The sequence below is a fragment of the Enterobacter sp. 118C5 genome (genome assembly GCF_034107645.1).
GTDB classification, from domain to species: domain Bacteria; phylum Pseudomonadota; class Gammaproteobacteria; order Enterobacterales; family Enterobacteriaceae; genus Enterobacter; species Enterobacter nematophilus.
In genome coordinates, this window is the sequence record NZ_JAWNEU010000013.1 from 1 (window position 1) to 25,749 (window position 25,749).

A 25,749-nucleotide genomic window follows, 5' to 3' on the forward strand; every position below is an offset into this window, starting at 1 on the left:
CCCTACGCCCCACCCCCCGTTTGTGTGATCTCCGTTGCATAAATTTAAGTTATGAGTGCTGGCGCACATAAAAACCCACCGAATTTTGCAGGCCGCTTCACGAATTTCGCCTCAGCCCCCCGGCTGCGGTCGCAGAGCCTGCTCTCTCATCCTCCCGCCTCCTCCCCCATAAAAAAGCCGGGGGGTGGAGGATTCACGAAAGTAATGGATACCCCATAGTGAACTTATCTTGAATGTTTCTGTCGGTGACAGGTTGTAACGAAGGGAGAAGGGCATGGCGAGCGTACAGCTGCGTAATGTAACGAAAGCCTGGGGCGACGTAGTGGTGTCGAAAGACATCAATCTGGACATCACTGAAGGCGAGTTTGTGGTGTTTGTGGGCCCATCAGGCTGTGGTAAATCTACTCTGCTGCGTATGATTGCCGGTCTTGAAACCATCACCAGCGGCGATTTGCTGATCGGTGATACCCGAATGAACGACATCCCGCCAGCCGAACGCGGTGTAGGCATGGTGTTCCAGTCTTATGCGCTTTATCCCCATCTTTCCGTTGCAGAGAACATGTCCTTTGGCCTGAAGCTGGCCGGGGCGAAAAAAGAGGTCATTAACCAGCGCGTCACGCAGGTGGCGGAAGTGTTGCAGCTGGCGCACCTGCTGGAGCGTAAACCGAAAGCGCTTTCCGGTGGTCAGCGTCAGCGTGTGGCGATTGGCCGTACGCTGGTGGCCGAGCCGCGCGTGTTCCTGCTCGATGAACCTCTCTCTAACCTGGATGCCGCCCTGCGCGTCCAGATGCGTATCGAAATCTCCCGTCTGCACAAGCGCCTTGGCCGCACGATGATTTACGTCACCCACGATCAGGTCGAAGCGATGACCCTGGCCGACAAGATCGTGGTGCTGGATGCCGGTCGCGTAGCGCAGGTGGGCAAACCGCTGGAGCTCTATCACTACCCGGCAGACCGCTTTGTTGCGGGCTTCATTGGCTCGCCAAAGATGAACTTCCTGCCCGTCAAAGTGACGGCGACAGCCATTGAACAGGTACAGGTGGAGCTGCCAAACCGCCAGCAAGTCTGGCTGCCGGTGGACAGCGCCAACGTACAGGTAGGGGCAAATATGTCCCTCGGTATCCGTCCTGAGCATCTACTGCCAAGCCACATTGCGGATGTGACGCTGGAAGGTGAAGTTCAGGTCGTTGAACAGCTTGGTCACGAAACACAGATTCATATCCAGATCCCCGCCATCCGTCAGAACCTGGTCTACCGCCAGAATGACGTGGTGTTGGTAGAAGAGGGTGCCACATTCGCTATCGGCTTGCCGCCAGAGCGTTGCCATCTGTTCCGTGAGGATGGCACAGCATGTCGTCGGCTGCATAAAGAGCCAGGCGTTTAAGCAATCCCAAAAGAAGACACGAAACCGACAGGTGAAGTGTTCAAAGAAAAGCAATGATCTCAGGAGATAGAATGATGATTACTCTGCGCAAACTTCCTCTGGCAGTTGCCGTCGCAGCGGGCGTAATGTCTGCTCAGGCGCTGGCCGTGGATTTCCATGGTTATGCTCGTTCCGGTATCGGCTGGACGGGTAGTGGCGGCGAACAGCAGTGCTTCCAGGCAACCGGTGCCCAAAGTAAATACCGTCTTGGTAACGAATGTGAAACCTATGCGGAACTGAAGCTGGGCCAGGAAGTGTGGAAAGAAGGTGACAAGAGCTTCTACTTCGACACCAACGTAGCGTACTCCGTGGCGCAGCAGAACGACTGGGAAGCCACTGACCCGGCGTTCCGTGAAGCTAACGTGCAGGGTAAAAACCTGATCGAATGGCTGCCAGGTTCCACCATCTGGGCCGGTAAGCGCTTCTATCAGCGTCATGACGTCCACATGATCGACTTCTACTACTGGGATATTTCAGGTCCTGGTGCGGGTATCGAAAACGTCGATCTGGGCTTCGGTAAACTGTCTCTGGCAGCGACCCGTTCTCAGGAAGCGGGTGGTTCCTACACCTTTAGCAGCCAGAATATCTACGACAAATCTAAAGATACTGCGAACGACGTGTTTGATATGCGTCTGGCGGGTCTGGAGACCAACCCGAACGGTACTCTGGAACTGGGCGTCGACTATGGACGTTCCAATAAAACTGATGGTTATAGCTATGCAGACGGCGCGTCGAAAGACGGCTGGATGTTCACCGCTGAACACACCCAGAGCATGCTGAAAGGCTATAACAAGTTCGTTATTCAGTATGCAACGGACGCGATGACCACTCAGGGTAAAGGCGTTTCACAAGGTACCTACGGTTCTACCTTCGATATTAAAAATGACGATGGCACGGTTACCCACTTTGTTGATGACTACATCAATAACAACGGTAAGCTGTGGCGCGTGCTGGATCACGGTGCCATCTCCCTGGGCGATAAATGGGATCTGATGTACGTCGGTATGTACCAGAAACTGGATCTTGATAACGACCTGGGTACCGACTGGTGGACCGTGGGCGTTCGTCCAATGTACAAATGGACGCCAATCATGAGCACCCTGCTGGAAGTAGGTTACGACAACGTCAAGTCTCAGCAGACAGGCGATCGTAACAACCAGTACAAAATTACCCTGGCACAACAGTGGCAGGCTGGCGACAGCATTTGGTCTCGTCCGGCGCTGCGTATCTTTGCAACCTACGCTAAGTGGGATGAGAAGTGGGGTTACATCAAAGATGGTGATGATGTACTGAAATACGCCGCCGCCAATAATTCCGGCTTCAACACGACCAGCCGCGGTGACAGCGACGAGTGGTCCTTCGGCGCCCAGATGGAAATCTGGTGGTAATCCCGTCTTAACCTGACGTAATGACCAAACTGAGGGGCGCAAGCCCCTCAATCCTTGGGACGGCGCGCTATTGCCTGGCTACCGCTGAACCTGTGCATTTTGAGGTGATAACAATGAAAATGAACAAAACTCTCCTTGCCCTTTGTTTATCCGCAGGGCTGCTGGCAAGCGCGCCTGCCGTAACGCTCGCTAACGTCAACTTCGTTCCGCAAAACACAACATCTGCGCCAGCTATTCCAACAGCGGCACTGCAACAGCTTGTCTGGACGCCTGTCGATCAGTCTAAAACCCAGACCACCCAGCTCTCAACGGGCGGCCAGTCGCTTAATGTACCGGGTATTACCGGCCCGGTCGCTGCGTATAGCGTACCCGCCAATATCGGTGAATTGGCCATTACCCTGACCAGTGAAGTCAACAAGCAGACGAGCGTATTTGCGCCTAACGTGCTGATTCTCGATCAGAACATGACGCCGTCAGCCTTTTTCCCAAGTGAATACTTTACCTATCAGGAACCCGGCGTGATGAGCGCCGATCGTCTGGAAGGCGTCATGCGCCTGACGCCTGCGCTGGGCCAGCAAAAACTCTACGTGCTGGTCTTTACCACCGAGCAGGATCTCCAGAAGACCACCACGCTGCTCGATCCGGCTAAGGCCTACGCAAAAGGCACCGGCAACGCGGTTCCGGATATTCCGGACCCGATCGCCCGTCACGTCACCGACGGAACGTTAAAGCTGAAGGTGAAGACGAACAGCGGTTCCAGCGTGCTGGTCGGCCCGCTGTTTGGCTCCTCCGGTAACGGCCCTGTTACCGTGGGCAATACGGCTGCACCTGCTTACGCCGCGCCTGCTGCCACGGCAGCCGCACCGGTCGCCGCCGCAGCGCCAGCCCCGGCGAAGAAAGCCGAGCCCGTGCTGAACGACACCGAAGAATACTTCAACAACGCCATTAAGCAGGCGGTGAAGCGCGGCGATGTCGATAAAGCGCTGAAACTGCTTGATGAAGCCGAACGTTTAGGTTCAACCACTGCCCGTTCCACCTTTATCAGCAGTGTAAAAGGCAAGGGGTGACCGTTCCCCACAGTGCTGATTTGTTAGTAGTTTAGTGCGCCTGAGTGGGCGCACTTTTTTTCGTATTCGCCAGGCTGTTGCGCCCATGTTGCGATAGTGATCGTTAAATAACGTTTGGCCCCCCTCAATGTCCTTTTCTGCGATACAATGCCATTACGTTATGTATCGGAGAGTCTGGCATGTCACACCCCGCGCTAACGCAACTGCGTGCGCTGCGCTATTTCGACCAAATACCTGCGCTTGATCCGCAGCAGCTGGACTGGTTGCTGCTGGAAGATTCCATGACGAAACGTTTTGAACAACAGGGTAAAACGGTCACGGTGACCCTGATACAGGAAGGGTTTGTCTCCGGCGATGAGATCGCCAGCGAGCTGCCGCTGTTACCGCAAGAGGAACGCTACTGGCTGCGCGAAATTTTGCTTTGTGCCGATGGCGAACCCTGGCTTGCCGGGCGCACGGTGGTACCCGAGTCCACCCTGTCCGGGCCCGAACTGGCGCTGCAGCGGCTGGGGAAAACGCCGCTGGGACGCTATCTTTTCACCTCGTCTGAGCTGACCAGGGATTTCATTGAGATTGGGCGTGATGCCGAACTTTGGGGGCGCCGTTCCCGCCTTCGCCTGAGCGGTAAGCCGTTAATCCTGACGGAGCTATTTTTACCGGCATCACCGTTGTACTAAGAGGAAGAAAAAATGGAGTGGAGCCTGACGCAGAATAAGCTGTTGGCGTATCACCGCTTAATGCGTACCGATAAACCCATTGGCGCGTTGCTGCTGCTGTGGCCGACCTTATGGGCGCTGTGGGTGGCTACGCCTGGCGTGCCGCCGCTGTGGATCCTGGGCGTGTTTGTTGCCGGCGTCTGGCTGATGCGCGCGGCGGGCTGCGTGGTGAATGACTATGCCGATCGTAAATTTGACGGCCACGTAAAGCGTACTGCCAACCGTCCGCTACCCAGCGGCCAGGTGACCGGAAAAGAAGCCCGCGTGCTGTTCATCGTTCTGGTGCTGCTCTCTTTCCTGCTGGTGTTAACCCTGAACACCATGACGATTCTGCTGTCCGTCGCGGCGCTCGCTCTGGCCTGGGTTTACCCCTTTATGAAGCGCTATACCCATCTGCCTCAGGTGGTGCTGGGGGCGGCGTTTGGCTGGTCGATTCCGATGGCGTTTGCAGCAGTTAGTGAGTCCTTACCGCTTAGCTGCTGGCTGATGTTCCTGGCGAACATCCTCTGGGCCGTGGCGTATGACACGCAGTATGCGATGGTTGACCGCGACGACGACCTGAAAATTGGCATTAAATCCACCGCCATTCTCTTTGGACGCCAGGACAAACTTATCATTGGCATTCTGCAGGTTGCGGTACTGGCGCTGATGGTCGCGATTGCGCGCCTGAACGGGCTTAACTGGGAATTTTACTGGTCGATACTGGTGGCCGGGCTGCTGTTTGCCTACCAGCAGAAGCTGATTGCAAAACGCGAACGCGAAGCCTGCTTTAAAGCGTTTATGAACAATAACTATGTCGGTCTGGTGCTGTTTTTAGGGCTGGTCATGAGCTATTTTTCCTGATTGACGCGCGGTCATGCCCCGCCGGGTATGACCGCATCGTTACCCGGCACTACCGCCCTCACAAATTTAAACCATCGTTTCATAAATTCGCGCTTTTGTGAGGCGCTTCACCTACGCTTCTCCCGGGCTAGTCTATTTTCTAAGCGTAAAAAAATAAAACACTGTTTTAACGCTGACATCACTACCCTGGAGCTGACTCAATGAAAACGACCCTCAAGCCGTTACTGGCCGCGCTGTGCCTGTCTGCTTTTGCCTGCACCGTTTCTGCCCAAACTATCAAAGCCGCCGATGTGCATCCTGAAGGCTACCCGAACGTGGTCGCGGTTCAGCACATGGGTGAAAAACTCAAACAGCAAACCGACGGCAAGCTGGAGATTAAGGTCTTCCCCGGCGGCGTGCTGGGGGATGAAAAGCAGATGATTGAGCAGGCGCAGATGGGGGCGATTGACATGATCCGCGTCTCCATGGCGCCGGTTGCCGCCATCCTGCCGGATATCGAAGTCTTCACGCTGCCGTACGTTTTTCGCGATGAGGACCACATGCACAAGGTGATCGACGGGGATATCGGCAAGCAGATCGGCGACAAGCTGACCGCGAACCCGAAATCCCGCCTGGTGTTCCTCGGCTGGATGGATTCCGGCACCCGTAACCTCATCACCAAAGAGCCGATCGTGAAGCCGGAAGATCTGAAAGGGAAGAAAATCCGCGTGCAGGGCAGCCCGGTGGCGCTCGCCACGCTGAAGGACATGGGGGCGAACTCGGTGGCGATGGGCGTTAGCGAGGTGTACAGCGGCATGCAGACCGGCGTGATTGACGGCGCGGAGAACAACCCGCCCACCTTTATCGCCCACAACTACATGCCGGTTGCTAAAAACTACACCCTCAGCGGTCACTTTATCACCCCGGAAATGCTGCTCTATTCAAAAGTGAAATGGGACAAACTGAGCGCTGATGAGCAGCAAAAAATCCTGACCCTGGCCCGTGAAGCGCAGTTCGAACAGCGCAAGCTGTGGAATGCGTATAACGACCAGGCGCTGGCGAAAATGAAGGCGGGCGGCGTGCAGTTCCACGATATCGATAAGACGGTATTCATCAAGGCCACAGAGCCGGTGCGCGCCCAGTATGGCGACAAGCATCAGGATCTGATGAAAGCCATCGCTGACGTCCAGTAAGCCGGAGCACGTATGTCCGAACTCTACCTGAAGTGGATGGACCGTCTGTACCTGCTCGCCATGGCGGTGGCGGGCATTTCGCTGCTGGTGATGACGATTGTCATCCCCATCGGCATCTTTTCACGCTACGTGCTCAATCGCGGCGAATCCTGGCCGGAGCCGATCGCCATTATCTGCATGGTGACGTTCACCTTCATCGGCGCGGCGGTGAGCTACCGCGCCGGGTCGCACATTGCGGTCAATATGCTCACCGACCGTCTGCCCGCGTCGCTGCAACGGCTGTGCGCGCGGGTGGTTGATCTGCTGATGCTGCTGATCTCCGGCCTGATGTGCTGGTACAGCTACTGGCTGTGCGTCGAGCTGTGGGAGCAGCCGGTGGCGGAGTTCCCGATCCTGACCTCCGGCGAAAGCTACCTGCCGCTGCCGATCGGCTCGGCGATTTTGATCCTGTTTGTGCTTGAACGCCTGCTGTTTGGTTCACAGGAAAACCGTCCGGTCGTGCTGATCGGCAATCACAGTTAAGGGGTGAACGATGGATGCTTTTGTTTTGTTATTCACCCTCGCCATTTTGCTGGCGCTGGGGATGCCGGTGGCCTTTGCCGTCGGCCTGAGCGCCGTGGCGGGGGCATTGTGGATTGACCTGCCGCTGGAGGCGCTGATGATCCAGATCACCAGCGGGGTGAACAAATTTACCCTGCTGGCGATCCCGTTCTTCATTCTCGCCGGGGCGATCATGGCGGAAGGGGGCATTGCCCGGCGGCTGGTGAATTTCGCCTACGTGTTTGTCGGCTTCATTCGCGGCGGGCTGTCGCTGGTGAACATCGTCGCCTCGACCTTCTTCGGCGCGATTTCTGGCTCGTCGGTGGCGGATACGGCGTCCATCGGCAGCGTGATGATCCCGGAGATGGAGAAGAAGGGCTATCCGCGCGAATACGCGGCGGCGGTCACGGCCAGCGGGTCGGTGCAGGCGATTCTGATCCCGCCCAGCCACAACTCGGTAATTTACTCCCTGGCGGCGGGGGGCACGGTCTCCATCGCCACGCTGTTTATCGCGGGCGTGCTGCCGGGTCTGCTGTTGGGTATGGGGTTGATGGCGCTCTGCCTGTGCTTCGCCCGCAAGCGCGGCTATCCGAAAGGGGAGCGAATTCCGTTAAGGCAGGCGCTGAAAATCATGCTCGACGCGCTGTGGGGACTGATGACGGTGGTGATTATCCTCGGCGGGATCCTGTCCGGGATATTTACCGCCACCGAATCCGCCGCCGTGGCCTGCCTGTGGGCGTTCTTCGTCACCATGTTTATCTACCGCGACTACAAGTGGAATGAACTGCCGAAGCTGATGTGCCGCACGGTCAAAACGGTCACCATCGTGATGATTCTGATTGGCTTTGCCGCGGCGTTTGGCGCGGTGATGACCTACATGCAGCTGCCGATGCGCATCACCGAGTTCTTCACGTCGCTCTCCGATAACAAGTACGTGATCCTGATGTATCTCAACATCATGCTGCTGCTGATCGGCACCCTGATGGACATGGCGCCGATCATCCTGATCCTGACCCCGGTTCTGCTGCCGGTGACCAACTCGCTGGGGATCGACCCGGTGCATTTCGGGATGATCATGATGGTTAACCTGGGGATCGGGCTGATCACCCCGCCGGTCGGGTCGGTGCTGTTCGTGGCGAGCGCGGTGAGCAAGCAGAAGATCGAGCACGTCGTGCGGGCGATGCTGCCGTTTTACGGCATGTTGCTCCTGATCCTGGGAATGATTACGTATATTCCGGCGATCTCATTATGGCTGCCGGGGGTGTTAGGGATGCAGTGACGCCGCCCTTCTCCCTCTCCCCGTGGGAGAGGGTTGGGGTGAGGGCATCAGGCCGCACCCCGACCCAACCTGCCCGGCGTTTTTACCGACGGCGCAATAATCGCAGCGCGTTCGCCGTCACCAGCACCGTCGCCCCGGTATCTGCCAGCACCGCCAGCCACAGCCCGGTCAAACCGAGCAGCGTGGTGACGAGAAATATCCCCTTCAGACCCAGCGCAATGCCGATGTTCTGGCGAATATTGGCGCGCGTCGCCCGCGCAAGATCTATCATCTGCGCCAGCCCGGTCAGGCGGTTGTGCGTCAGCGCCGCATCCGCCGTCTCCAGCGCTACGTCGGTGCCGCTGCCCATCGCAATGCCAATGGTTGCGGCCTTCATCGCCGGGGCATCGTTAATCCCGTCACCGACCATCGCCAGCGGCGCGCGGCTGTTCAGTTCGGTTACCGCGCTGACCTTATCCGCTGGCAACAATCCAGCCTTAAACTCCAGCCCAAGCTCGCCGGCAATCGCGGCCGCCGCGCGCGGGTTATCGCCGGTGAGGATCACGCCCTGTACGCCCAGCTGATGCAGCGCCGCTACCGCGTCTTTGGCGTCATCGCGCAGGGTGTCGCGCAGTGCCAGCATGCCCTTCGCCACGCCGTCCTGCATCACGGCAACGACCGTCTGCCCGGCCTGCTCTAACGCCTCAACCTGTGGATGGGAGGACGTGCCCGCCGCGACAATCAGCACCTTTTTGCCGTCGACGACGGCCTCAATCCCAGACCCGACCAGCGCCCGCTGGGCGGTTGCCGAAGGGATAGCCAGACCGCGCTCCTGCGCTTCACGCACTATCGCCTGCGCCAGCGGGTGAGTTGAACCCTGCTCAACGGCGGCGGCCATTATCAGCAGTTCGTCTTCACTGATGTCCTGCGGATAGACGCCGGTGACCTGCGGCTTGCCAACCGTCAGCGTGCCGGTTTTATCGAAGGCGATGTGCTGAACCTGGCTCAGCTGTTCCAGCGCCGCGCCGCCCTTAATCAGCGCCCCGCGACGTGCCGCCGCCGCCAGCCCCGAGGTAATCGCCGCGGGCGTGGAGATCACCAGCGCGCACGGGCAGCCGATCAGCAGCAGGGTCAGCCCTTTATAAATCCAGCCCTCCCACGGCGCGCCGAAAAACAGCGGTGGAATCACGGTAACCAGCAGGGCAACCAGCATGATGGCGGGGGTGTAAATCCGGCTGAAGCGATCGATAAAGCGTTCGACCGGCGCGCGGCGCTCTTCGGCTTCTTCGATCAGCTTCAGGATGCGGTCGATGGCGCTGTCGCCCGGCTCGGACAGGACTTTGAGCTGCACCAGGCGGTCAACGCTGGTGGCACCGGCAGGGACTTTTTCGCCTGCCGCACGCTCTACCGGAATGGATTCCCCGGTAAGGGCGCTTTCGTCAAAGCTCGCGATGGCGGTAACGAGAGCCCCATCGGCAGGCAGACGCCCGCCCGCTGCGACTTCAATCACGTCGCCCGGTCGCAGCGTGTTGATGGCGACCGTTTCACGTTTGCCTTCATTAACCCGCGTGGCGGTTTCAGGCTTCAGCGCCATCAGCGCGCTCACCCCTTTGCGTGCCCGGCTCGCCGCCCAGCCCTCAAGCCGTTCGCCAATCAGGAACAGCAGCAGCACCATCGCCGCTTCCGCCGTCGCGCCAATGAACAGCGCGCCAATGGCCGCCACGCTCATCAGCGTTTCAATGGCAAACCAGCTGCCGCTTCTTATCAGACGCAGCGCCTGGCGGGCAATCGGGAACAGCCCGACCAGCGTGGTGGCGATAAACGCCAGATTGCCGAACGGGTGGTTAATCTGCTCCAGCACCCAGCTCAGGGCCATCATGATGATGAGGGTAATAAGCGGCAGGTTTTCCTTCAGGGGAGAGGTTTGTTCGGCAGGGGCCGTTTCGCTGCGCAGGGCATAGCCCGCCTTGCTGACGGCGGCTTCAACCTGTTTGCTGACGTCGTTATCGGCGCTGACCAGCAGCTTTTCGGTGGCGAACAGCACCTGAACGTGGTTTACGCCCGGCACCTGCTTCACCGCGTTTTCCACTTTGCGGGCGCAGGCCGCGCAGTCCATGCCGTTGACGACCCAGCTGTAGTGATTGCCGTTTTCAGGCAGCGATTCGACCTGCGTTTCGCACGCGCCCTCGCAGCAGCAGTCGTCTTTCGGCGGAACCGGGCTGAGCTTAAGTGCCGAGAACTGTGGGACTTTTTTCGGTGTTTCTGGAGTCGACATGGCAGTCTCCGGTAATGATAATTTTCTCATTAACCGCAGCATACACTCTGGAGTCGACTCCAGAGTCAAGCGTTATTTAGATATACAATGAACGCACGATCAGGAAGTGCCCGGCAAAGTAGCAGGCGGACGCAATCGCGTTATCGGCGCGGAAGCGGCGGCGATAGTGGCTGCCCAGCCAAACAATATTGCCGATTAATAGCAGCGCCGCCCCGAAGAATGCGGACATCGCCTGAGATGTCGGACGGAAGAACCACAGCTCACCGGCCAGCCACACCATCACCAGCGTCATGGCGATAAACGTGCATACCGGCAGACGCATCTCTTCCAGACGCGACCAGATCACCGCAATCAGCAGCGCGCCAATCACCAGCAGCACCAGCGGCAGCGGCCAGAAGAAGGAGAGCGTCATCTGGCTGGCAAAGTAGATGGTATACAGCAGATGGGAAAGGAAGAATGCCCCCACGGCATACAGCAGGCGCTGACGCGGCAGCAGGGTTAAGGCATCACCAATCAGGGAGGCACACAGCCCGGCGAGCACCAGATAGCTGATGGCGTTAAACATCGGGGCCTGCCAGGCGAGCAGCAGAAGCAACAGCAGCGTGACGGGTTTAAACAACCAGCGCTGCCAGGCTGGACCGCGATAGGACGCATCGACATAAAGCCATGCGGAAAAACAGACAGCGATAAATGACCAAAGCATATTAACTCCCTGTAACTGTTGAGGCTGAATAATCAGTTTCTGATCCAGTGTAGTGACGCGGGCAGGCGTTTGGCAATGCCGGGGCAGGCGAGGTATCCTGAATTCCGCATAATCTGATGGGATGTTTCAATGAGCAAGATGCCGCTGTTTTTCATTATCGTGGTGGCGATTATCGTCATTGCCGCCTCGTTTCGCTTCGTGCAGCAGCGCCGCGAAAAGGCGGACAACGACGCCGCGCCGCTGATGCAAAAGCGCGTGGTGGTGACGAACAAGCGCGAGAAGCCGCTTAACGATCGCCGCTCGCGCCAGCAGCAGGTGACGCCTGCGGGATCCGGTATGCGCTATGAAGCGAGCTTTAAGCCAGAAACGGGCGGCCTGGAGATGACCTTCCGCCTGGAGGCGCAGCAGTACCACCAGCTGACGGTAGGGGAGAAAGGCACCCTGAGCTATAAAGGGGCGCGGTTTGAGGGGTTCAGGACGGAATAATGCACGAACGGTCCCCTCTCCCCGTGGGAGAGGGTTAGGGTGAGGGCATCAGGCCGCACCTTACTTCTTCACCTGCGCCTTAAACTTCTTCATCCACACCAGCAGTTCAAACACGCCGAAAATAAACACCCGCAGCTGCTGCCAGCCGGTCATCGGCGGGCCATCTTTCGGCAGGCCGTTTTTCAGCATCACCATCTGCAGGGCGTGCATGAACGAGGTGAAAATCAGCGCCACGTTAACGAAGATGTTCAACGGGCGCGGGAACGGGTGCACCAGATTCAAAATCAAAAATGCCCAGACGCCCAGCATCAGCAAGCGCCCCAGGTTAATCAGTATCGGCATCGGATCCTCTTTGTGCCTGACGGTGATACAGACGATAAGCCACCTGGCCTGCGACCTTCTCGCGGTGCAGATCCCAGTGAACGGGAACGGGCGGCAGGCCGTTTTCCACTTCGCTTTCTACATAAATTAGCGCGTCATCCGCCAGCCAGCCATTGTGCTCCAGCAGGGATAACGTCTCTTCCAGCAGCCCCTTGCGGAACGGCGGGTCGACAAAGACCACGTTATGCGGCGTGCCCTGCTGCGCGAGGAAGCTCAGCGTATTGGTATTTACCACTTTCGCATTCGTCGCCTTCAGCGTCGCCAGATTTTGCTGCAGCGTCTGTGCGACGCCGCGCTCCATCTCCAGCAGCGTGGCGCTGGCAGCATAGCGCGACAGCGCCTCTAGCCCTAAGGCACCGCTTCCGGCGAAGCAGTCCAGGCAGTGGGCGTCTACCATTGACGGGGCAAGCCAGTTAAACAGCGTCTCGCGAACGCGGTCGGTGGTGGGGCGTAAACCGGGGCTGTCCGGCACCGGTAATTTCCGGCCTCGCCACTGGCCGCCGATAATGCGAATTTGACCGGCCGGGGCGCGGGTGGGTTTCTTCATCTCTGGAAAGCTCTGTTAACCATAGCCCTGCGATTGCGGGCGGTGATGTCAATTAAGTAAAGTGTTAGACTATTTCATCATTTTTTTAGCTTCCCTGTATATAGCGCCGCGAGGAGTGTAGTCGCAGATGGCAAAACAAAAAAAACGTGGCTTCTTTTCCTGGTTGGGTTTCGGTGAAAAAGAGCAAGAAACAGAACAGAAAACCGAAGAACAACAGGTTGTAGAAGAGCAGTCACAGCCTGAAACGCCAGTAGAAACCGCTGCGGTTGTCGAAGCGGAAGAGCCTGCCCACAGCAAAGAAGAGATCGAGTCCTTTGCTGAAGAGGTGGTTGAGGTCACTGAGCAGGTTCAGGAGAGCGAGAAGCCAGAACCTGTCGTCATCGAAGCCGTTACCGAGGCGCCGCAGGCTGTAATCGAACACGAAGAGCTGCCGCTGCCGGAAGAGGTCAACGCCGAAGAGGTGTCTGCCGAAGAGTGGCAGGCCGAAGCGGAAACCGTTGAAATCGTTGAGGCGGTGGAAGAAGAAGCGGCACTTGAGCCAGAGCTGACCGACGAAGAGCTGGAAGCCCAGGCGCTGGCGGCGGAAGCGGCTGAAGAAGCGGTAATCGTCGTGCCGGTGGAAGAGCAGGCCGAAGAAGAGATCGTGCAGGAGCAGGAAAAACCGACCAAAGAAGGTTTCTTCGCGCGCCTGAAGCGTAGCCTGCTCAAAACCAAAGAAAACTTAGGTTCCGGATTTATCAGTCTGTTCCGCGGCAAGAAGATCGACGACGATCTCTTTGAAGAGCTGGAAGAACAGCTGCTGATTGCGGACGTCGGCGTGGAGACCACCCGTAAGATCATCGCCAACCTGACCGAAGGGGCGAGCCGCAAGCAGCTGCGCGACGCCGAGGCGCTGTACGGCCTGCTGAAAGACGAGATGGGCGAAATTCTCGCAAAAGTTGACGAACCGCTTAATATTGAAGGCAAAACGCCATTTGTTATTCTGATGGTTGGCGTCAACGGCGTGGGTAAAACCACCACCATCGGCAAGCTGGCGCGCCAGTTTGAGCAGCAGGGTAAATCGGTGATGCTGGCGGCGGGCGATACCTTCCGTGCGGCAGCGGTTGAGCAGCTCCAGGTATGGGGCCAGCGCAACAACATTCCGGTGATTGCCCAGCACACCGGTGCGGATTCCGCATCCGTGATTTTCGACGCCATCCAGGCGGCGAAGTCGCGCAACGTGGACGTGCTGATTGCCGACACCGCAGGGCGTTTGCAGAACAAATCGCACCTGATGGAAGAGTTGAAGAAAATCGTTCGCGTCATGAAGAAGCTGGACGAAGATGCACCGCATGAAATTATGCTGACTATCGACGCCAGCACCGGGCAGAACGCCATTAGCCAGGCGAAGCTGTTCCATGAAGCGGTAGGGCTGACGGGGATCACGCTGACCAAGCTGGACGGCACCGCGAAAGGCGGAGTGATCTTCTCCGTGGCCGACCAGTTCGGCATTCCTATCCGCTACATCGGTGTGGGCGAGCGTATTGAGGATTTGCGTCCGTTTAAGGCGGACGACTTTATTGAGGCATTATTTGCCCGAGAGGACTAACAATGATTCGCTTTGAACACGTCAGCAAGGCCTATCTCGGTGGGAGACAAGCGCTGCAGGGGGTGACGTTCCACCTGCAGCCAGGCGAGATGGCATTCCTGACCGGCCATTCCGGCGCGGGGAAAAGTACCCTGCTCAAGCTTATCTGTGGGATCGAACGGCCAAGCGCCGGGAAAATCTGGTTCAGCGGCCACGAAATTAGCCGTCTGAAAAACCGTGAAGTGCCGTTTCTGCGTCGTCAGATCGGCATGATTTTCCAGGACCACCACCTGCTGATGGATCGCACCGTTTTCGATAACGTGGCGATCCCGCTGATTATTGCCGGCGCCAGCTATGACGATATCCGCCGTCGCGTCTCTGCGGCTCTGGACAAGGTCGGGCTGCTGGACAAAGCGAAAAACTTCCCGATCCAGCTTTCCGGCGGTGAACAGCAGCGCGTGGGCATCGCCCGCGCGGTGGTGAACAAGCCTGCCGTACTGCTGGCGGATGAACCGACCGGTAACCTGGACGATGCCCTGTCCGAAGGGATTTTGCGTCTGTTTGAGGAATTCAACCGCGTAGGGGTAACGGTACTGATGGCGACGCACGATATGGGGCTGATTTCCCGCCGTTCGTACCGCATGCTGACCCTGAGCGACGGGCATTTGCACGGAGGCCACGGTGAACAAGCGTGATGCAATGAACCAGATTCGGCAGTTCGGGAACCGGTTTGACCGTTTCCGTAAGCCGCAGGGCGGCGGTGACGGCAATCGTAATGCGCCTAAGCGCCAGAAAGCGGCGCCGAAGCCGGCTTCCCGCAAGACCAACGTGTTTAACGAGCAGGTGCGCTACGCCTTTCACGGCGCGCTGCAGGACCTGAAAAGCAAGCCGCTGGCGACGTTCCTGACGGTGATGGTGATTGCCATCTCCCTGACGCTGCCAAGCGTCTGCTACATGGTCTATAAGAATGTTAACCAGGCGGCGTCGCAGTATTATCCGTCACCGCAGATCACCGTTTATCTGGATAAAGCGCTCGACGATAACGCGGCGGCGCAGGTGGTCGGGCAAATCCAGGCCGAGCAGGGCGTGGAAAAGGTCAACTATCTCTCGCGCGATGAAGCGCTGGGCGAGTTCCGTAACTGGTCAGGCTTTGGCGGCGCGCTGGACATGCTGGAAGAGAACCCGCTGCCCGCCGTGGCGGTGGTGATCCCGAAGCTTGATTTCCAGGGCACCGATTCGCTGAATACCCTGCGCGACCGCATCACCCGCATCAACGGGATCGATGAAGTGCGCATGGACGACAGCTGGTTTGCCCGTCTTGCGGCGCTGACCGGGCTGGTGGGACGCGTGTCGGCGATGATCGGCGTGCTGATGGTGGCGGCGGTGTTCCTCGTCATCGGTAACAGCGTGCGTCTGAGCATCTTCGCGCGCCGCGATACCATCAACGTCCAGAAACTGATTGGCGCAACGGATGGTTTCATCCTGCGTCCGTTCCTTTACGGTGGCGCACTGCTCGGTTTCTCTGGCGCATTTCTTTCACTGATATTGTCAGAAATTTTGGTGATGCGGCTTTCGTCTGCCGTCACTGAAGTGGCGCAGGTTTTCGGAACTAAGTTTGATATCAGTGGGTTAGGCTTCGATGAGTGCCTGCTGTTGCTGCTGGTGTGCTCCATGATCGGCTGGATTGCCGCATGGCTGGCAACGGTTCAACATTTACGCCACTTTACTCCCGACTAATAAAAGCGTGATATAATCTTTCCCTGCACCGAGATGTTCGCTCTGCAGGGAAAGCGTCCCTGTTGTCTCTTCCCCTGTTATCATCTCCATGTCACATTTTGTGCGTAATTTATTCACCATTGCACCTGGAACTTGTGGATAAAATCACTGTCTGATAAAAGAGTGAATGCTAATCTCGTTGCTCAAACGCTTTGGCATGGTTGTTGCCTGACGGGGACAGCCTGGACCAGAAGAAACATTGAGAGGAATGAATGACCAAAGAAATGCAAACTTTAGCTTTAGCCCCTGTTGGTAACCTGGAATCTTATATCCGGGCTGCGAACACCTGGCCGATGTTAACGGCCGAGGAAGAAAAGGAGCTTGCTGAAAAGCTGCATTACCAGGGCGATCTGGAAGCAGCGAAAAAGCTGATCCTGTCTCACCTGCGCTTTGTTGTTCACATTGCTCGTAACTATGCGGGCTATGGCCTGCCGCAGGCGGACTTGATTCAGGAAGGTAACATCGGCCTGATGAAGGCTGTACGTCGCTTTAACCCGGAAGTGGGCGTGCGACTGGTCTCCTTCGCCGTGCACTGGATCAAAGCAGAAATTCATGAATACGTGCTGCGCAACTGGCGTATCGTGAAGGTCGCCACGACAAAAGCGCAACGTAAGCTGTTCTTCAACCTGCGTAAAACCAAGCAGCGTCTGGGCTGGTTCAATCAGGATGAAGTGGAAATGGTGGCGCGCGAGCTGGGTGTATCCAGTAAAGACGTCCGTGAGATGGAATCCCGTATGGCCGCGCAGGACATGACCTTTGATATGTCCTCCGACGACGACGCATCCGACAGCCAGCCGATGGCACCGGTTCTGTATCTACAGGATAAAACCTCTAACTTTGCCGACGGCATTGAAGAGGACAACTGGGAAGATCAGGCCGCGAACAAGCTGACCCATGCGATGGAAGGTCTCGACGAACGTAGCCAGGACATTATCCGCGCCCGCTGGTTGGATGAAGACAACAAGTCCACGCTGCAGGAGCTGGCCGACCGCTACGGCGTTTCTGCGGAACGTGTCCGTCAGCTTGAGAAGAACGCCATGAAAAAACTTCGCGCCGCTATCGAAGCGTAATTACCGCGAAGTACACCGAGAACCCCTGGATGCGAGTCCGGGGGTTTTGTTTTTTTAGCGCCCGCTCTGGCGAATTCCCTCCCCCTGGCAAACACTTACTGATGCGCTAAGCAGGCGACTTTCTCAGGGGGACAGGGTGAAAAATACCGAACTGAACGACCGGCGTTTACAGGCGACGCCGCGCGGCATCGGCGTGATGTGTAACTTCTATGCCGACAAAGCCGAAAACGCCACGGTGTGGGACGTGGAAGGCAATGAGTATATCGACTTCGCCGCCGGGATCGCGGTGCTGAATACCGGCCATCGCCATCCCAAAGTCATCTCCGCTATTGAAAAACAGCTCCACGCGTTTACCCACACGGCCTACCAGATTGTGCCGTACGAAGGCTATGTCGCGCTTGCCGAGCGCATCAACCAGCGCGTGCCGATTGACGGCCCTGCCAAAACCGCCTTCTTCTCCACGGGCGCTGAAGCGGTCGAAAACGCGGTCAAAATTGCCCGCGCGTACACCAGACGCCCAGGCCTGATCGCCTTTGGCGGCGCGTTCCACGGGCGTACCTTTATGACCATGGCGCTGACCGGTAAGGTCGCGCCGTACAAGCTGGGCTTCGGCCCGTTCCCCGGCTCTGTGTATCACGCGCAGTATCCGAACGAACTGCACGGCGTCAGCACGGCGGAAGCATTAAAAAGCCTGGAACGCATCTTTAAAGCGGATATCGCCCCAGACCAGGTGGCGGCCATTATTCTCGAACCGGTTCAGGGGGAGGGCGGTTTCAACATCGCGCCCGCTGATTTTATGCAGGCTCTGCGCGCCCTGTGCGATACCCACGGTATCTTGCTGATTGCCGACGAGGTGCAAAGCGGCTTCGCCCGCACCGGCAAGCTGTTCTCGATGGAGCACCACTGCGTGAAGCCGGACCTGATCACCATGGCGAAAAGCCTCGCGGGCGGGATGCCGCTCTCAGCGGTATCGGGCCGCGCCGAGGTGATGGACGCGCCCGCGCCTGGCGGACTGGGCGGTACCTACGCGGGTAACCCGCTGGCGATTGCCGCGGCCCACGCGGTGCTGGACGTGATTGACGAGGAAGATCTCTGCACGCGCTCGGCGCATCTCGGCCATCATCTGGTAGAAGTGCTCAACAAAGCGAAGGAACACTGCCCGTTCATCGCCGACATCCGTGCCCAGGGCTCGATGGTGGCGGTAGAGTTTAACGATCCGCAATCCGGACAACCGTCGCCGGAATTCACCCGGCAGGTGCAGGAACGCGCGTTGAACGAAGGGCTGCTGCTCCTGAGCTGCGGCGTTTACGGCAACGTGATCCGCTTCCTTTATCCGCTTACCATCCCCGAAGCGCAGTTCCGTAAAGCGCTGGACATTATCTTCGCGTCGCTGACACGTTAAAGCCGCCAGCCCGGCGTTAAATCCTGTCGGGCTTATCATATTTTCATTTCAAATTAGCTATTCCAAAATCATAAAAATGGGGTATGTTTTAGCAGAGTATGCTGAAAAAGCGCGAACAGCACACCAATAACTGAAATAAAGCGCTGCACAACAACATCACAACAATCGTAATAACCATAATAATGGGGAATCTCAGGATGAACATGAAGGGTAAAGCGTTACTGGCAGGATGTATCGCGTTGGCATTCAGCACCATGGCGCAGGCAGATATTAAAGTGGCCGTGGTGGGCGCAATGTCCGGTCCGGTAGCACAGTACGGCGACCAGGAATTTACGGGCGCTGAACAGGCGGTTGCAGACATTAATGCCAAGGGCGGCATCAAGGGCGAAAAACTGCAGATCGTAAAATACGATGATGCCTGTGACCCGAAGCAAGCGGTCGCGGTGGCGAACAAAGTGGTCAACGACGGGATCAAATACGTTATCGGTCACCTGTGCTCCTCTTCCACTCAGCCAGCGTCTGACATCTACGAAGACGAAGGCATTCTGATGATCACCCCGGCCGCAACTGCACCAGAGCTGACCGCGCGCGGCTATAAGCTGACCCTGCGCACCACCGGTCTGGACTCCGATCAGGGCCCAACGGCGGCTAAGTACATCCTGGATAAAGTGAAGCCGCAGCGTATCGCGATTGTTCACGACAAACAGCAGTATGGCGAAGGCCTGGCCCGTGCGGTGCAGGACGGTCTGAAAAAAGGCAATGCCAACGTGGTCTTCTTTGACGGGATCACCGCCGGTGAGAAAGACTTCTCCACGCTGGTGGCGCGTCTGAAGAAAGAGAATATCGATTTCGTTTACTACGGCGGCTACCACCCGGAAATGGGCCAGATCCTGCGCCAGGCGCGTGCGGCGGGTCTGAAAACCCAGTTCATGGGACCGGAAGGCGTGGCGAACGTTTCCCTGTCTAACATCGCGGGTGAATCTGCTGAAGGTCTGTTGGTGACCAAGCCGAAGAACTACGACCAGGTCCCTGCGAACAAACCTATCGTAGATGCCATCAAGGCGAAGAAACAGGATCCAAGCGGCGCGTTCGTCTGGACCACCTACGCTGCGCTGCAGTCTCTGCAGGCGGGTCTGAACCAGTCAGCCGATCCGGCTGAGATTGCCACCTGGCTGAAAGCGAACACGGTCGAAACCGTCATGGGGCCGCTGTCCTGGGACGCGAAGGGCGACCTGAAGGGCTTCGAATTCGGCGTGTTTGACTGGCATGCTAACGGTACTGCTACTGACGCAAAATAAAAGCAAATGGTAACCGTAAGGTTGCCATTTTAGTGTTTGCACCCTCTCCCCGTGGGAGAGGGCCGGGGTGAGGGCATCAGGCCGCACCGCACACATCACCCCGCACAAATCACCCCAAACGCTTCTCCCACCCGCTCTCCTGCGCCGTAAACCCTAACGCCTGCATAAATGCCGCCATCACGCCGCGGTCTTCCACGCCCACGTCGGCCATCCACCATGAGTTCACGTTCGGGTTTTCGCGGATCGCTTCTTCAATTAAATACTGTCCCACACCGCGACGACGGGTCACGTCACGCACGCGCAGCGAATCCAGCGCTCCCTCCGTGCCGCTCAGGGTCACGCGAACCGCGGCCAGCAGGCGCTCGTTGAAGCGCGCGGCATAAATGCGGTGGTTCTCGTCAACATGCAGCGACGAAGGGGAATATTCCGGCCAGATCTTGCCCAGGTCGATATGATCCTGGTCGCTAAAGGTCACCAGACGCACGATAGTCAGTTTCATTAGCAGCTTGTCCAAATCAAATTGAGTAGAGGCAGTGTACTCAATTTATTCACTCAGCGGCTTCCTCTTTTTATTCTCATTAACCAGGTGATTAGTTTTTTAGCAATGCAATGGGCAGTGTGAAAACACATGGATCGAAAAATAAGCAGAATTTTAACCTGAATGGCAGCGATTTATTCGGCGCTTTGTACCGTTATTTTATGCTGCAAACTGCACTTTTATTTGTTTATCTCTGCCTGATTTCAGAATATTATCTTTCCTTAATCGCCTGAAAAATAGAGATTTTAGTCTGGTTTTTGACAAAAAACTGCGCTAAACCATTAAAGGCACTGGTAAAAATAGCGTTGTTCATTAAAAGTACAGAATGCTTTTTAACCATAATAAAACAAAATATAAACACGACATCACGAATGGGGATTCTGAGATGAAAAGGAACGCGAAGACATTTATCGCGGGAATGGTTGCACTGGCGATCTCGCATGCGGCCATGGCGGAAGAGATTAAAGTGGCGGTAGTCGGTGCGATGTCCGGCCCTGTTGCCCAGTGGGGTGACATGGAGTTTAACGGCGCGCGTCAGGCCATCAAAGACATCAACGCCAAAGGCGGCATCAAGGGCGACAAGCTGGTGGGCGTGGAGTATGACGACGCCTGCGATCCGAAACAGGCCGTTGCGGTCGCCAACAAAATCGTCAACGACGGCATCCAGTACGTCATCGGCCACCTGTGCTCATCCTCCACCCAGCCCGCGTCCGATATCTACGAAGACGAAGGCATTTTGATGATCACTCCGGGTGCCACCAACCCGGAGCTGACCCAGCGCGGCTATCAGCACATCATGCGTACCGCCGGTTTGGACTCCTCCCAGGGGCCAACCGCAGCGAAATACATCCTCGACACCGTTAAGCCTAAGCGTATTGCCATCATTCATGACAAACAGCAGTACGGCGAGGGCCTGGCGCGTTCCGTGCAGGACGGCCTGAAAAAAGGCGGCGCGAACATCGTCTTCTTTGACGGCATTACCGCCGGTGAGAAAGACTTCTCCGCGCTGATCGCCCGTCTGCAAAAAGAGAACATCGACTTCGTCTACTACGGCGGCTACTACCCGGAAATGGGGCAAATGCTGCGCCAGGCGCGCGCCACCGGTCTGAAAACCCAGTTTATGGGGCCAGAGGGCGTGGGCAACGCCTCCCTGTCAAACATCGCGGGGGATTCTGCCGAAGGCATGCTGGTAACGATGCCAAAACGCTATGACCAGGATCCGGCCAACAAGGCTATCGTAGATGCGCTCAAGGCGCAGAAGAAAGATCCGAGCGGTCCATACGTCTGGATCACCTACGCGGCCGTGCAGTCTCTGGCGACGGCCCTGGATCGTACCGGCAGCAAAGAGCCGCTGGATCTGGTGAAAGATTTAAAAGCGCACGGGGTGAACACCGTGATTGGGCCGCTGAACTGGGATGAGAAAGGCGATCTGAAGGGATTTGAGTTTGGTGTCTTTAAGTGGCACGCCGACGGTTCGTCCTCGGTCGCCAAATAATTATCCCACCGCCCGGCTCACCGGGCGGGTATAAAAAGGTTTGCATATGTCCGAGCAGTTTCTCTATTTCCTGCAGCAGATGTTTAACGGCGTCACGCTGGGAAGCACCTACGCGCTGATCGCCATCGGTTACACGATGGTTTACGGCATTATCGGCATGATCAACTTCGCCCACGGCGAGGTGTACATGATCGGTAGCTACGTCTCCTTTATGATTATCGCCGCGCTGATGATGATGGGCATCGACAGCAGCTGGCTGCTGGTCGCCGCCGGGTTTGTCGGCGCGATTGTGATTGCCAGCGCCTACGGCTGGAGCATTGAGCGCGTGGCCTACCGGCCGGTGCGCAGCTCCAAGCGCCTGATTGCCCTGATCTCCGCCATCGGGATGTCCATCTTCCTGCAAAACTACGTCAGCCTGACCGAAGGTTCGCGCGACGTGGCGCTGCCAAGCCTGTTTAACGGCCAGTGGATTGTGGGCGCCAGCGAAAACTTCTCTGCCTCTATTACCACTATGCAGCTGGTGATCTGGGTCGTGACCTTTGTCGCCATGCTCGCCCTGACGCTGTTCATTCGCTACTCCCGCATGGGACGCGCCTGCCGCGCGTGCGCGGAAGACCTGAAGATGGCGAGCCTGCTCGGCATCAACACCGACCGCGTGATCGCTCTGACCTTCGTGATTGGCGCGGCGATGGCTGCCGTCGCAGGTGTGCTGCTCGGCCAGTTCTACGGCGTAATCAACCCGTACATCGGCTTTATGGCCGGGATGAAAGCCTTCACCGCGGCGGTACTGGGCGGCATCGGCAGTATTCCGGGCGCGATGATCGGCGGCCTGATCCTGGGCGTGGCGGAAGCGCTCTCCTCGGCGTACCTGAGTACGGAATATAAAGACGTGGTGTCGTTTGCCCTGCTGATTCTGGTTCTGCTGGTTATGCCTACCGGTATTCTGGGCCGTCCGGAGGTAGAGAAAGTATGAAACCGATGCATTTTGCAATGGCGCTGCTCTCTGCTGCCATGTTCTTCGTGCTGGCCAGCGTCTTTATGGGCGTCCAGCTTGAGCTGAATGGCACCAAGCTCGTTGTCGATACTGCAGCTGATATTCGCTGGCAGTGGGTGTTTATCGGCACCGCCGTGGTGTTCCTGTTCCAGCTGCTGCGTCCGCTGTTCCAGAAGACGCTGAAAAATGTCTCCGGACCGAAATTCGTCCTGCCGGCGATCGACGGTTCTACCGTTAAGCAGAAGCTGTTCCTCGTGGCGCTGCTGGTGGCCGCCGTAGCGTGGCCGTTTATGGTGTCGCGCGGCACGGTGGACATCGCCACCCTGACCATGATTTACGTGATCCTCGGCCTGGGTCTGAACGTGGTAGTGGGGCTGTCTGGCCTGCTGGTGCTGGGCTACGGCGGCTTCTACGCCATCGGTGCCTACACCTTCGCGCTGCTAAACCACTACTACGGCCTCGGCTTCTGGACCTGCCTGCCGCTGGCGGGGCTGGTCTCTGCCGCCGCGGGCTTCCTGCTCGGCTTCCCGGTGCTGCGCCTGCGCGGTGACTACCTGGCGATTGTGACCCTGGGCTTCGGCGAAATCGTCCGTATCCTGCTGCTGAATAACACCGAAGTGACCGGCGGCCCGAACGGCATCAGCCAGATCCCGAAACCGACCTTCTTTGGCCTGGAGTTCAGCCGTACCGCCCGCGAAGGCGGCTGGGATACCTTCAGCAACTTCTTCGGCATCAAATATGACCCGTCCGACCGCGTGATCTGGCTCTACCTGGTGGCGCTGCTGCTGGTGGTGATTACCCTGTTCGTGATCAACCGCCTGCTGCGCATGCCGCTGGGCCGCGCGTGGGAAGCGCTGCGTGAAGATGAGATCGCCTGCCGCTCGCTGGGCCTGAACCCGACCCGCATCAAGCTGACCGCGTTCACCATCAGCGCCGCGTTTGCCGGTTTCGCCGGAACGCTGTTTGCCGCACGTCAGGGCTTCGTCAGCCCGGAATCGTTCACCTTTGCCGAATCCGCCTTTGTGCTGGCGATTGTGGTGCTCGGCGGGATGGGATCGCAGTTCGCCGTTATCCTCGCGGCCATTCTGCTGGTGGTTTCGCGCGAGCTGATGCGCGACTTTAACGAATACAGCATGCTGATGCTGGGTGGTTTGATGGTGCTGATGATGATCTGGCGTCCGCAGGGTCTGCTGCCGATGACGCGTCCACAGCTGAAGCTTAAGAGTGCGGAAGCGAAAGGAGAGCAGGCATGAGTCAGCCATTATTATCCGTTAACGGTCTGATGATGCGTTTTGGCGGCCTGCTGGCGGTCAACAACGTGAATCTGGATCTGCACAAGAAAGAGATTGTCTCCCTGATTGGCCCGAACGGGGCGGGGAAAACCACGGTCTTTAACTGCCTGACCGGCTTCTACAAGCCGACGGGCGGCACCATCATGCTGCGCGACCAGCATCTTGAAGGGCTGTCGGGCCAGCAGATTGCCCGCATGGGCGTGGTGCGTACCTTCCAGCACGTGCGTCTGTTCCGCGAGATGACGGTGATTGAGAACCTGCTGGTGGCTCAGCATCAGCAGCTGAAAACCGGGCTGTTCTCCGGCCTGCTGAAAACCCCGGCCTTCCGCCGCACGCAGGAGGAGGCGCTCGACCGCGCCGCCACCTGGCTCGACCGCATCGGCCTGCTGCAGCACGCCAACCGTCAGGCGAGCAACCTGGCCTACGGTGACCAGCGTCGCCTGGAGATTGTGCGCTGCATGGTGACCCAGCCGGAAATCCTGATGCTCGATGAACCGGCGGCGGGCCTCAACCCGAAAGAGACCAAAGAGCTGGACGAGCTGATTGCCGAGCTGCGCGATAGTCACGACACCACCATCCTGCTGATTGAGCACGACATGAAGCTGGTGATGGGTATTTCGGACCGTATCTACGTGGTAAACCAGGGCACGCCGCTGGCAAACGGCACGCCGGAAGAGATCCGCAATAACCCGGACGTGATCCGCGCATACCTTGGTGAGGCATAAGATGGAAAAAGCGATGTTAACGTTCGACAAGGTCAACGCGCACTACGGCAAGATCCAGGCGCTGCACGACGTCAGCCTGCACATCAATCAGGGTGAAATCGTCACCCTGATTGGTGCCAACGGCGCGGGCAAAACCACGCTGCTCGGCACTCTGTGCGGCGACCCGCGCGCCACCAGCGGGCGGATTGTGTTTGATGATAAAGACATTACCGACTGGCAGACCGCAAAAATCATGCGCGAGGCGGTGGCGATTGTCCCGGAAGGGCGCCGCGTCTTCTCCCGCATGACGGTGGAAGAGAACCTGGCGATGGGCGGCTTCTTTGCTCACAGGGATGAATACCAGACCCGCATAAAATGGGTATACGAACTCTTTCCGCGCCTGTGGGAGCGCCGCATCCAGCGCGCCGGCACCATGTCCGGCGGTGAGCAGCAGATGCTGGCGATTGGCCGCGCGCTGATGAGCCAGCCACGCCTGCTGCTGCTGGATGAACCGTCGCTCGGCCTGGCGCCTATCATCATCCAGCAGATTTTCGACACCATCGAGCAGCTGCGTAAAGAGGGAATGACTATCTTCCTCGTCGAGCAGAACGCCAACCAGGCGCTGAAGCTCGCTGACCGCGGTTACGTGCTGGAGAACGGCCGCGTGGTGCTGGAGGATACCGGCGATGCGCTGCTGGCGAACGAAGCGGTGCGGAGCGCGTATTTGGGCGGATAGGTAAAAACAAAAAGGCAACGAAAGTTGCCTTTTTTAGTGTTTGCTCCCTCTCCCTGTGGGAGAGGGCCGGGGTGAGGG

General features: G+C 57.7%; 25 protein-coding genes. 20 read left to right on the forward strand and 5 right to left on the reverse strand.

Translation table 11 applies throughout. The features are described from left to right. Positions 1-274 precede the first annotated feature (274 nt). From malK to UTO39_RS18025, 8 genes are all read left to right on the forward strand, one after another. Positions 275-1,384 carry a maltose/maltodextrin ABC transporter ATP-binding protein MalK gene (gene malK, locus UTO39_RS17990; RefSeq protein ID WP_028015130.1) on the forward strand — a complete coding sequence of 370 codons (1,110 nt, stop codon included), beginning with the start codon at positions 275-277 and terminating at the stop codon, positions 1,382-1,384. Positions 1,385-1,455: 71 nt separating this feature from the next. Then, entirely contained in the window at positions 1,456-2,811 is a 1,356-nt protein-coding gene (locus UTO39_RS17995; RefSeq protein WP_320727738.1) for a maltoporin, read from the forward strand. 113 nt (positions 2,812-2,924) lie between these two features. Continuing rightward, a complete protein-coding gene (gene malM / locus UTO39_RS18000) occupies positions 2,925-3,878 on the forward strand; it encodes a maltose operon protein MalM (protein WP_061099580.1) in 954 nt (317 codons plus the stop codon). A 179-nt stretch (positions 3,879-4,057) separates the two neighbouring features. Beyond that, positions 4,058-4,555, forward strand: coding sequence for a chorismate lyase (gene ubiC, locus UTO39_RS18005; protein ID WP_014882105.1), 498 nt, complete (start codon positions 4,058-4,060; stop codon positions 4,553-4,555). Positions 4,556-4,567: 12 nt separating this feature from the next. After that, on the forward strand, positions 4,568-5,437 hold the full coding sequence (gene ubiA / locus UTO39_RS18010; protein WP_080329933.1) for a 4-hydroxybenzoate octaprenyltransferase: 870 nt from the start codon (positions 4,568-4,570) through the stop codon (positions 5,435-5,437). A gap of 200 nt (positions 5,438-5,637) precedes the next feature. Further along, positions 5,638-6,609 (forward strand): TRAP transporter substrate-binding protein, encoded by a 972-nt coding sequence (locus UTO39_RS18015; protein WP_041911564.1) that lies wholly within the window; start codon positions 5,638-5,640, stop codon positions 6,607-6,609. A 12-nt stretch (positions 6,610-6,621) separates the two neighbouring features. Next, positions 6,622-7,131: a TRAP transporter small permease gene (locus UTO39_RS18020; RefSeq protein WP_061099578.1), complete on the forward strand. Its 510-nt coding sequence runs from the start codon at positions 6,622-6,624 to the stop codon at positions 7,129-7,131. A gap of 10 nt (positions 7,132-7,141) precedes the next feature. Next, positions 7,142-8,428: a TRAP transporter large permease gene (locus UTO39_RS18025; RefSeq protein WP_061099577.1), complete on the forward strand. Its 1,287-nt coding sequence runs from the start codon at positions 7,142-7,144 to the stop codon at positions 8,426-8,428. Between the two features lie 82 nt (positions 8,429-8,510). On the opposite strand, the gene zntA is transcribed toward UTO39_RS18025, so the two are convergent. Together zntA and UTO39_RS18035 are read right to left on the reverse strand one after the other, a co-directional pair. Further along, positions 8,511-10,682 (reverse strand): Zn(II)/Cd(II)/Pb(II) translocating P-type ATPase ZntA, encoded by a 2,172-nt coding sequence (gene zntA / locus UTO39_RS18030; protein ID WP_320727739.1) that lies wholly within the window; start codon positions 10,680-10,682, stop codon positions 8,511-8,513. A gap of 76 nt (positions 10,683-10,758) precedes the next feature. Next, positions 10,759-11,385 (reverse strand): lysoplasmalogenase, encoded by a 627-nt coding sequence (locus UTO39_RS18035; protein ID WP_013099145.1) that lies wholly within the window; start codon positions 11,383-11,385, stop codon positions 10,759-10,761. Positions 11,386-11,514: 129 nt separating this feature from the next. Between UTO39_RS18035 and UTO39_RS18040 the strand changes: the two genes are divergently transcribed. Next, positions 11,515-11,871 carry a DUF2500 domain-containing protein gene (locus UTO39_RS18040; RefSeq protein ID WP_320727740.1) on the forward strand — a complete coding sequence of 119 codons (357 nt, stop codon included), beginning with the start codon at positions 11,515-11,517 and terminating at the stop codon, positions 11,869-11,871. A 60-nt stretch (positions 11,872-11,931) separates the two neighbouring features. Here the strand turns inward: UTO39_RS18040 and UTO39_RS18045 are convergent, their stop codons facing one another. Together UTO39_RS18045 and rsmD are read right to left on the reverse strand one after the other, a co-directional pair. Then, complete coding sequence (locus UTO39_RS18045) at positions 11,932-12,207, reverse strand: DUF1145 family protein (protein ID WP_320727772.1); 276 nt, start codon at positions 12,205-12,207, stop codon at positions 11,932-11,934. Beyond that, positions 12,197-12,799: a 16S rRNA (guanine(966)-N(2))-methyltransferase gene (gene rsmD, locus UTO39_RS18050; protein ID WP_320727741.1), complete on the reverse strand. Its 603-nt coding sequence runs from the start codon at positions 12,797-12,799 to the stop codon at positions 12,197-12,199. Before rsmD ends, UTO39_RS18045 begins: the two co-directional genes overlap by 11 nt. Positions 12,800-12,926: 127 nt before the next feature. Here rsmD and ftsY point away from each other — a divergent pair, with 127 nt between their 5' ends. The 6 genes from ftsY (at position 12,927) to livJ (ending at position 19,912) form a co-directional block, all read left to right on the forward strand. Continuing rightward, entirely contained in the window at positions 12,927-14,387 is a 1,461-nt protein-coding gene (ftsY, locus tag UTO39_RS18055) for a signal recognition particle-docking protein FtsY (protein ID WP_320727742.1), read from the forward strand. A gap of 2 nt (positions 14,388-14,389) precedes the next feature. Continuing rightward, on the forward strand, positions 14,390-15,061 hold the full coding sequence (ftsE, locus tag UTO39_RS18060) for a cell division ATP-binding protein FtsE (RefSeq protein WP_003861525.1): 672 nt from the start codon (positions 14,390-14,392) through the stop codon (positions 15,059-15,061). Beyond that, entirely contained in the window at positions 15,048-16,103 is a 1,056-nt protein-coding gene (ftsX, locus tag UTO39_RS18065) for a permease-like cell division protein FtsX (protein WP_080329942.1), read from the forward strand. Before ftsE ends, ftsX begins: the two co-directional genes overlap by 14 nt. Positions 16,104-16,354: 251 nt before the next feature. Beyond that, entirely contained in the window at positions 16,355-17,212 is an 858-nt protein-coding gene (gene rpoH / locus UTO39_RS18070) for an RNA polymerase sigma factor RpoH (RefSeq protein ID WP_028015143.1), read from the forward strand. Between the two features lie 136 nt (positions 17,213-17,348). Then, on the forward strand, positions 17,349-18,614 hold the full coding sequence (locus UTO39_RS18075) for a 4-aminobutyrate--2-oxoglutarate transaminase (RefSeq protein WP_253540351.1): 1,266 nt from the start codon (positions 17,349-17,351) through the stop codon (positions 18,612-18,614). Positions 18,615-18,811: 197 nt separating this feature from the next. After that, a complete protein-coding gene (gene livJ / locus UTO39_RS18080) occupies positions 18,812-19,912 on the forward strand; it encodes a branched chain amino acid ABC transporter substrate-binding protein LivJ (protein WP_151412697.1) in 1,101 nt (366 codons plus the stop codon). Between the two features lie 109 nt (positions 19,913-20,021). On the opposite strand, the gene panM is transcribed toward livJ, so the two are convergent. Further along, positions 20,022-20,411 carry an aspartate 1-decarboxylase autocleavage activator PanM gene (gene panM, locus UTO39_RS18085; RefSeq protein WP_320727743.1) on the reverse strand — a complete coding sequence of 130 codons (390 nt, stop codon included), beginning with the start codon at positions 20,409-20,411 and terminating at the stop codon, positions 20,022-20,024. Between the two features lie 424 nt (positions 20,412-20,835). Between panM and livK the strand changes: the two genes are divergently transcribed. Genes livK through livF form a run of 5 tightly spaced genes read left to right on the forward strand, consistent with a single transcriptional unit; the run spans position 20,836 to position 25,671 of the window. Then, positions 20,836-21,945 (forward strand): high-affinity branched-chain amino acid ABC transporter substrate-binding protein LivK, encoded by a 1,110-nt coding sequence (gene livK / locus UTO39_RS18090; RefSeq protein WP_320727744.1) that lies wholly within the window; start codon positions 20,836-20,838, stop codon positions 21,943-21,945. A gap of 46 nt (positions 21,946-21,991) precedes the next feature. Next, complete coding sequence (gene livH, locus UTO39_RS18095) at positions 21,992-22,918, forward strand: high-affinity branched-chain amino acid ABC transporter permease LivH (RefSeq protein WP_028015147.1); 927 nt, start codon at positions 21,992-21,994, stop codon at positions 22,916-22,918. Continuing rightward, positions 22,915-24,192: a high-affinity branched-chain amino acid ABC transporter permease LivM gene (locus tag UTO39_RS18100; protein ID WP_061099569.1), complete on the forward strand. Its 1,278-nt coding sequence runs from the start codon at positions 22,915-22,917 to the stop codon at positions 24,190-24,192. The genes livH and UTO39_RS18100 overlap by 4 nt, the downstream gene beginning before the upstream one ends. Continuing rightward, entirely contained in the window at positions 24,189-24,956 is a 768-nt protein-coding gene (gene livG, locus UTO39_RS18105; protein ID WP_320727745.1) for a high-affinity branched-chain amino acid ABC transporter ATP-binding protein LivG, read from the forward strand. Before UTO39_RS18100 ends, livG begins: the two co-directional genes overlap by 4 nt. A gap of 1 nt (position 24,957) precedes the next feature. Continuing rightward, positions 24,958-25,671: a high-affinity branched-chain amino acid ABC transporter ATP-binding protein LivF gene (gene livF / locus UTO39_RS18110; protein ID WP_061099567.1), complete on the forward strand. Its 714-nt coding sequence runs from the start codon at positions 24,958-24,960 to the stop codon at positions 25,669-25,671. Positions 25,672-25,749 lie beyond the last annotated feature (78 nt).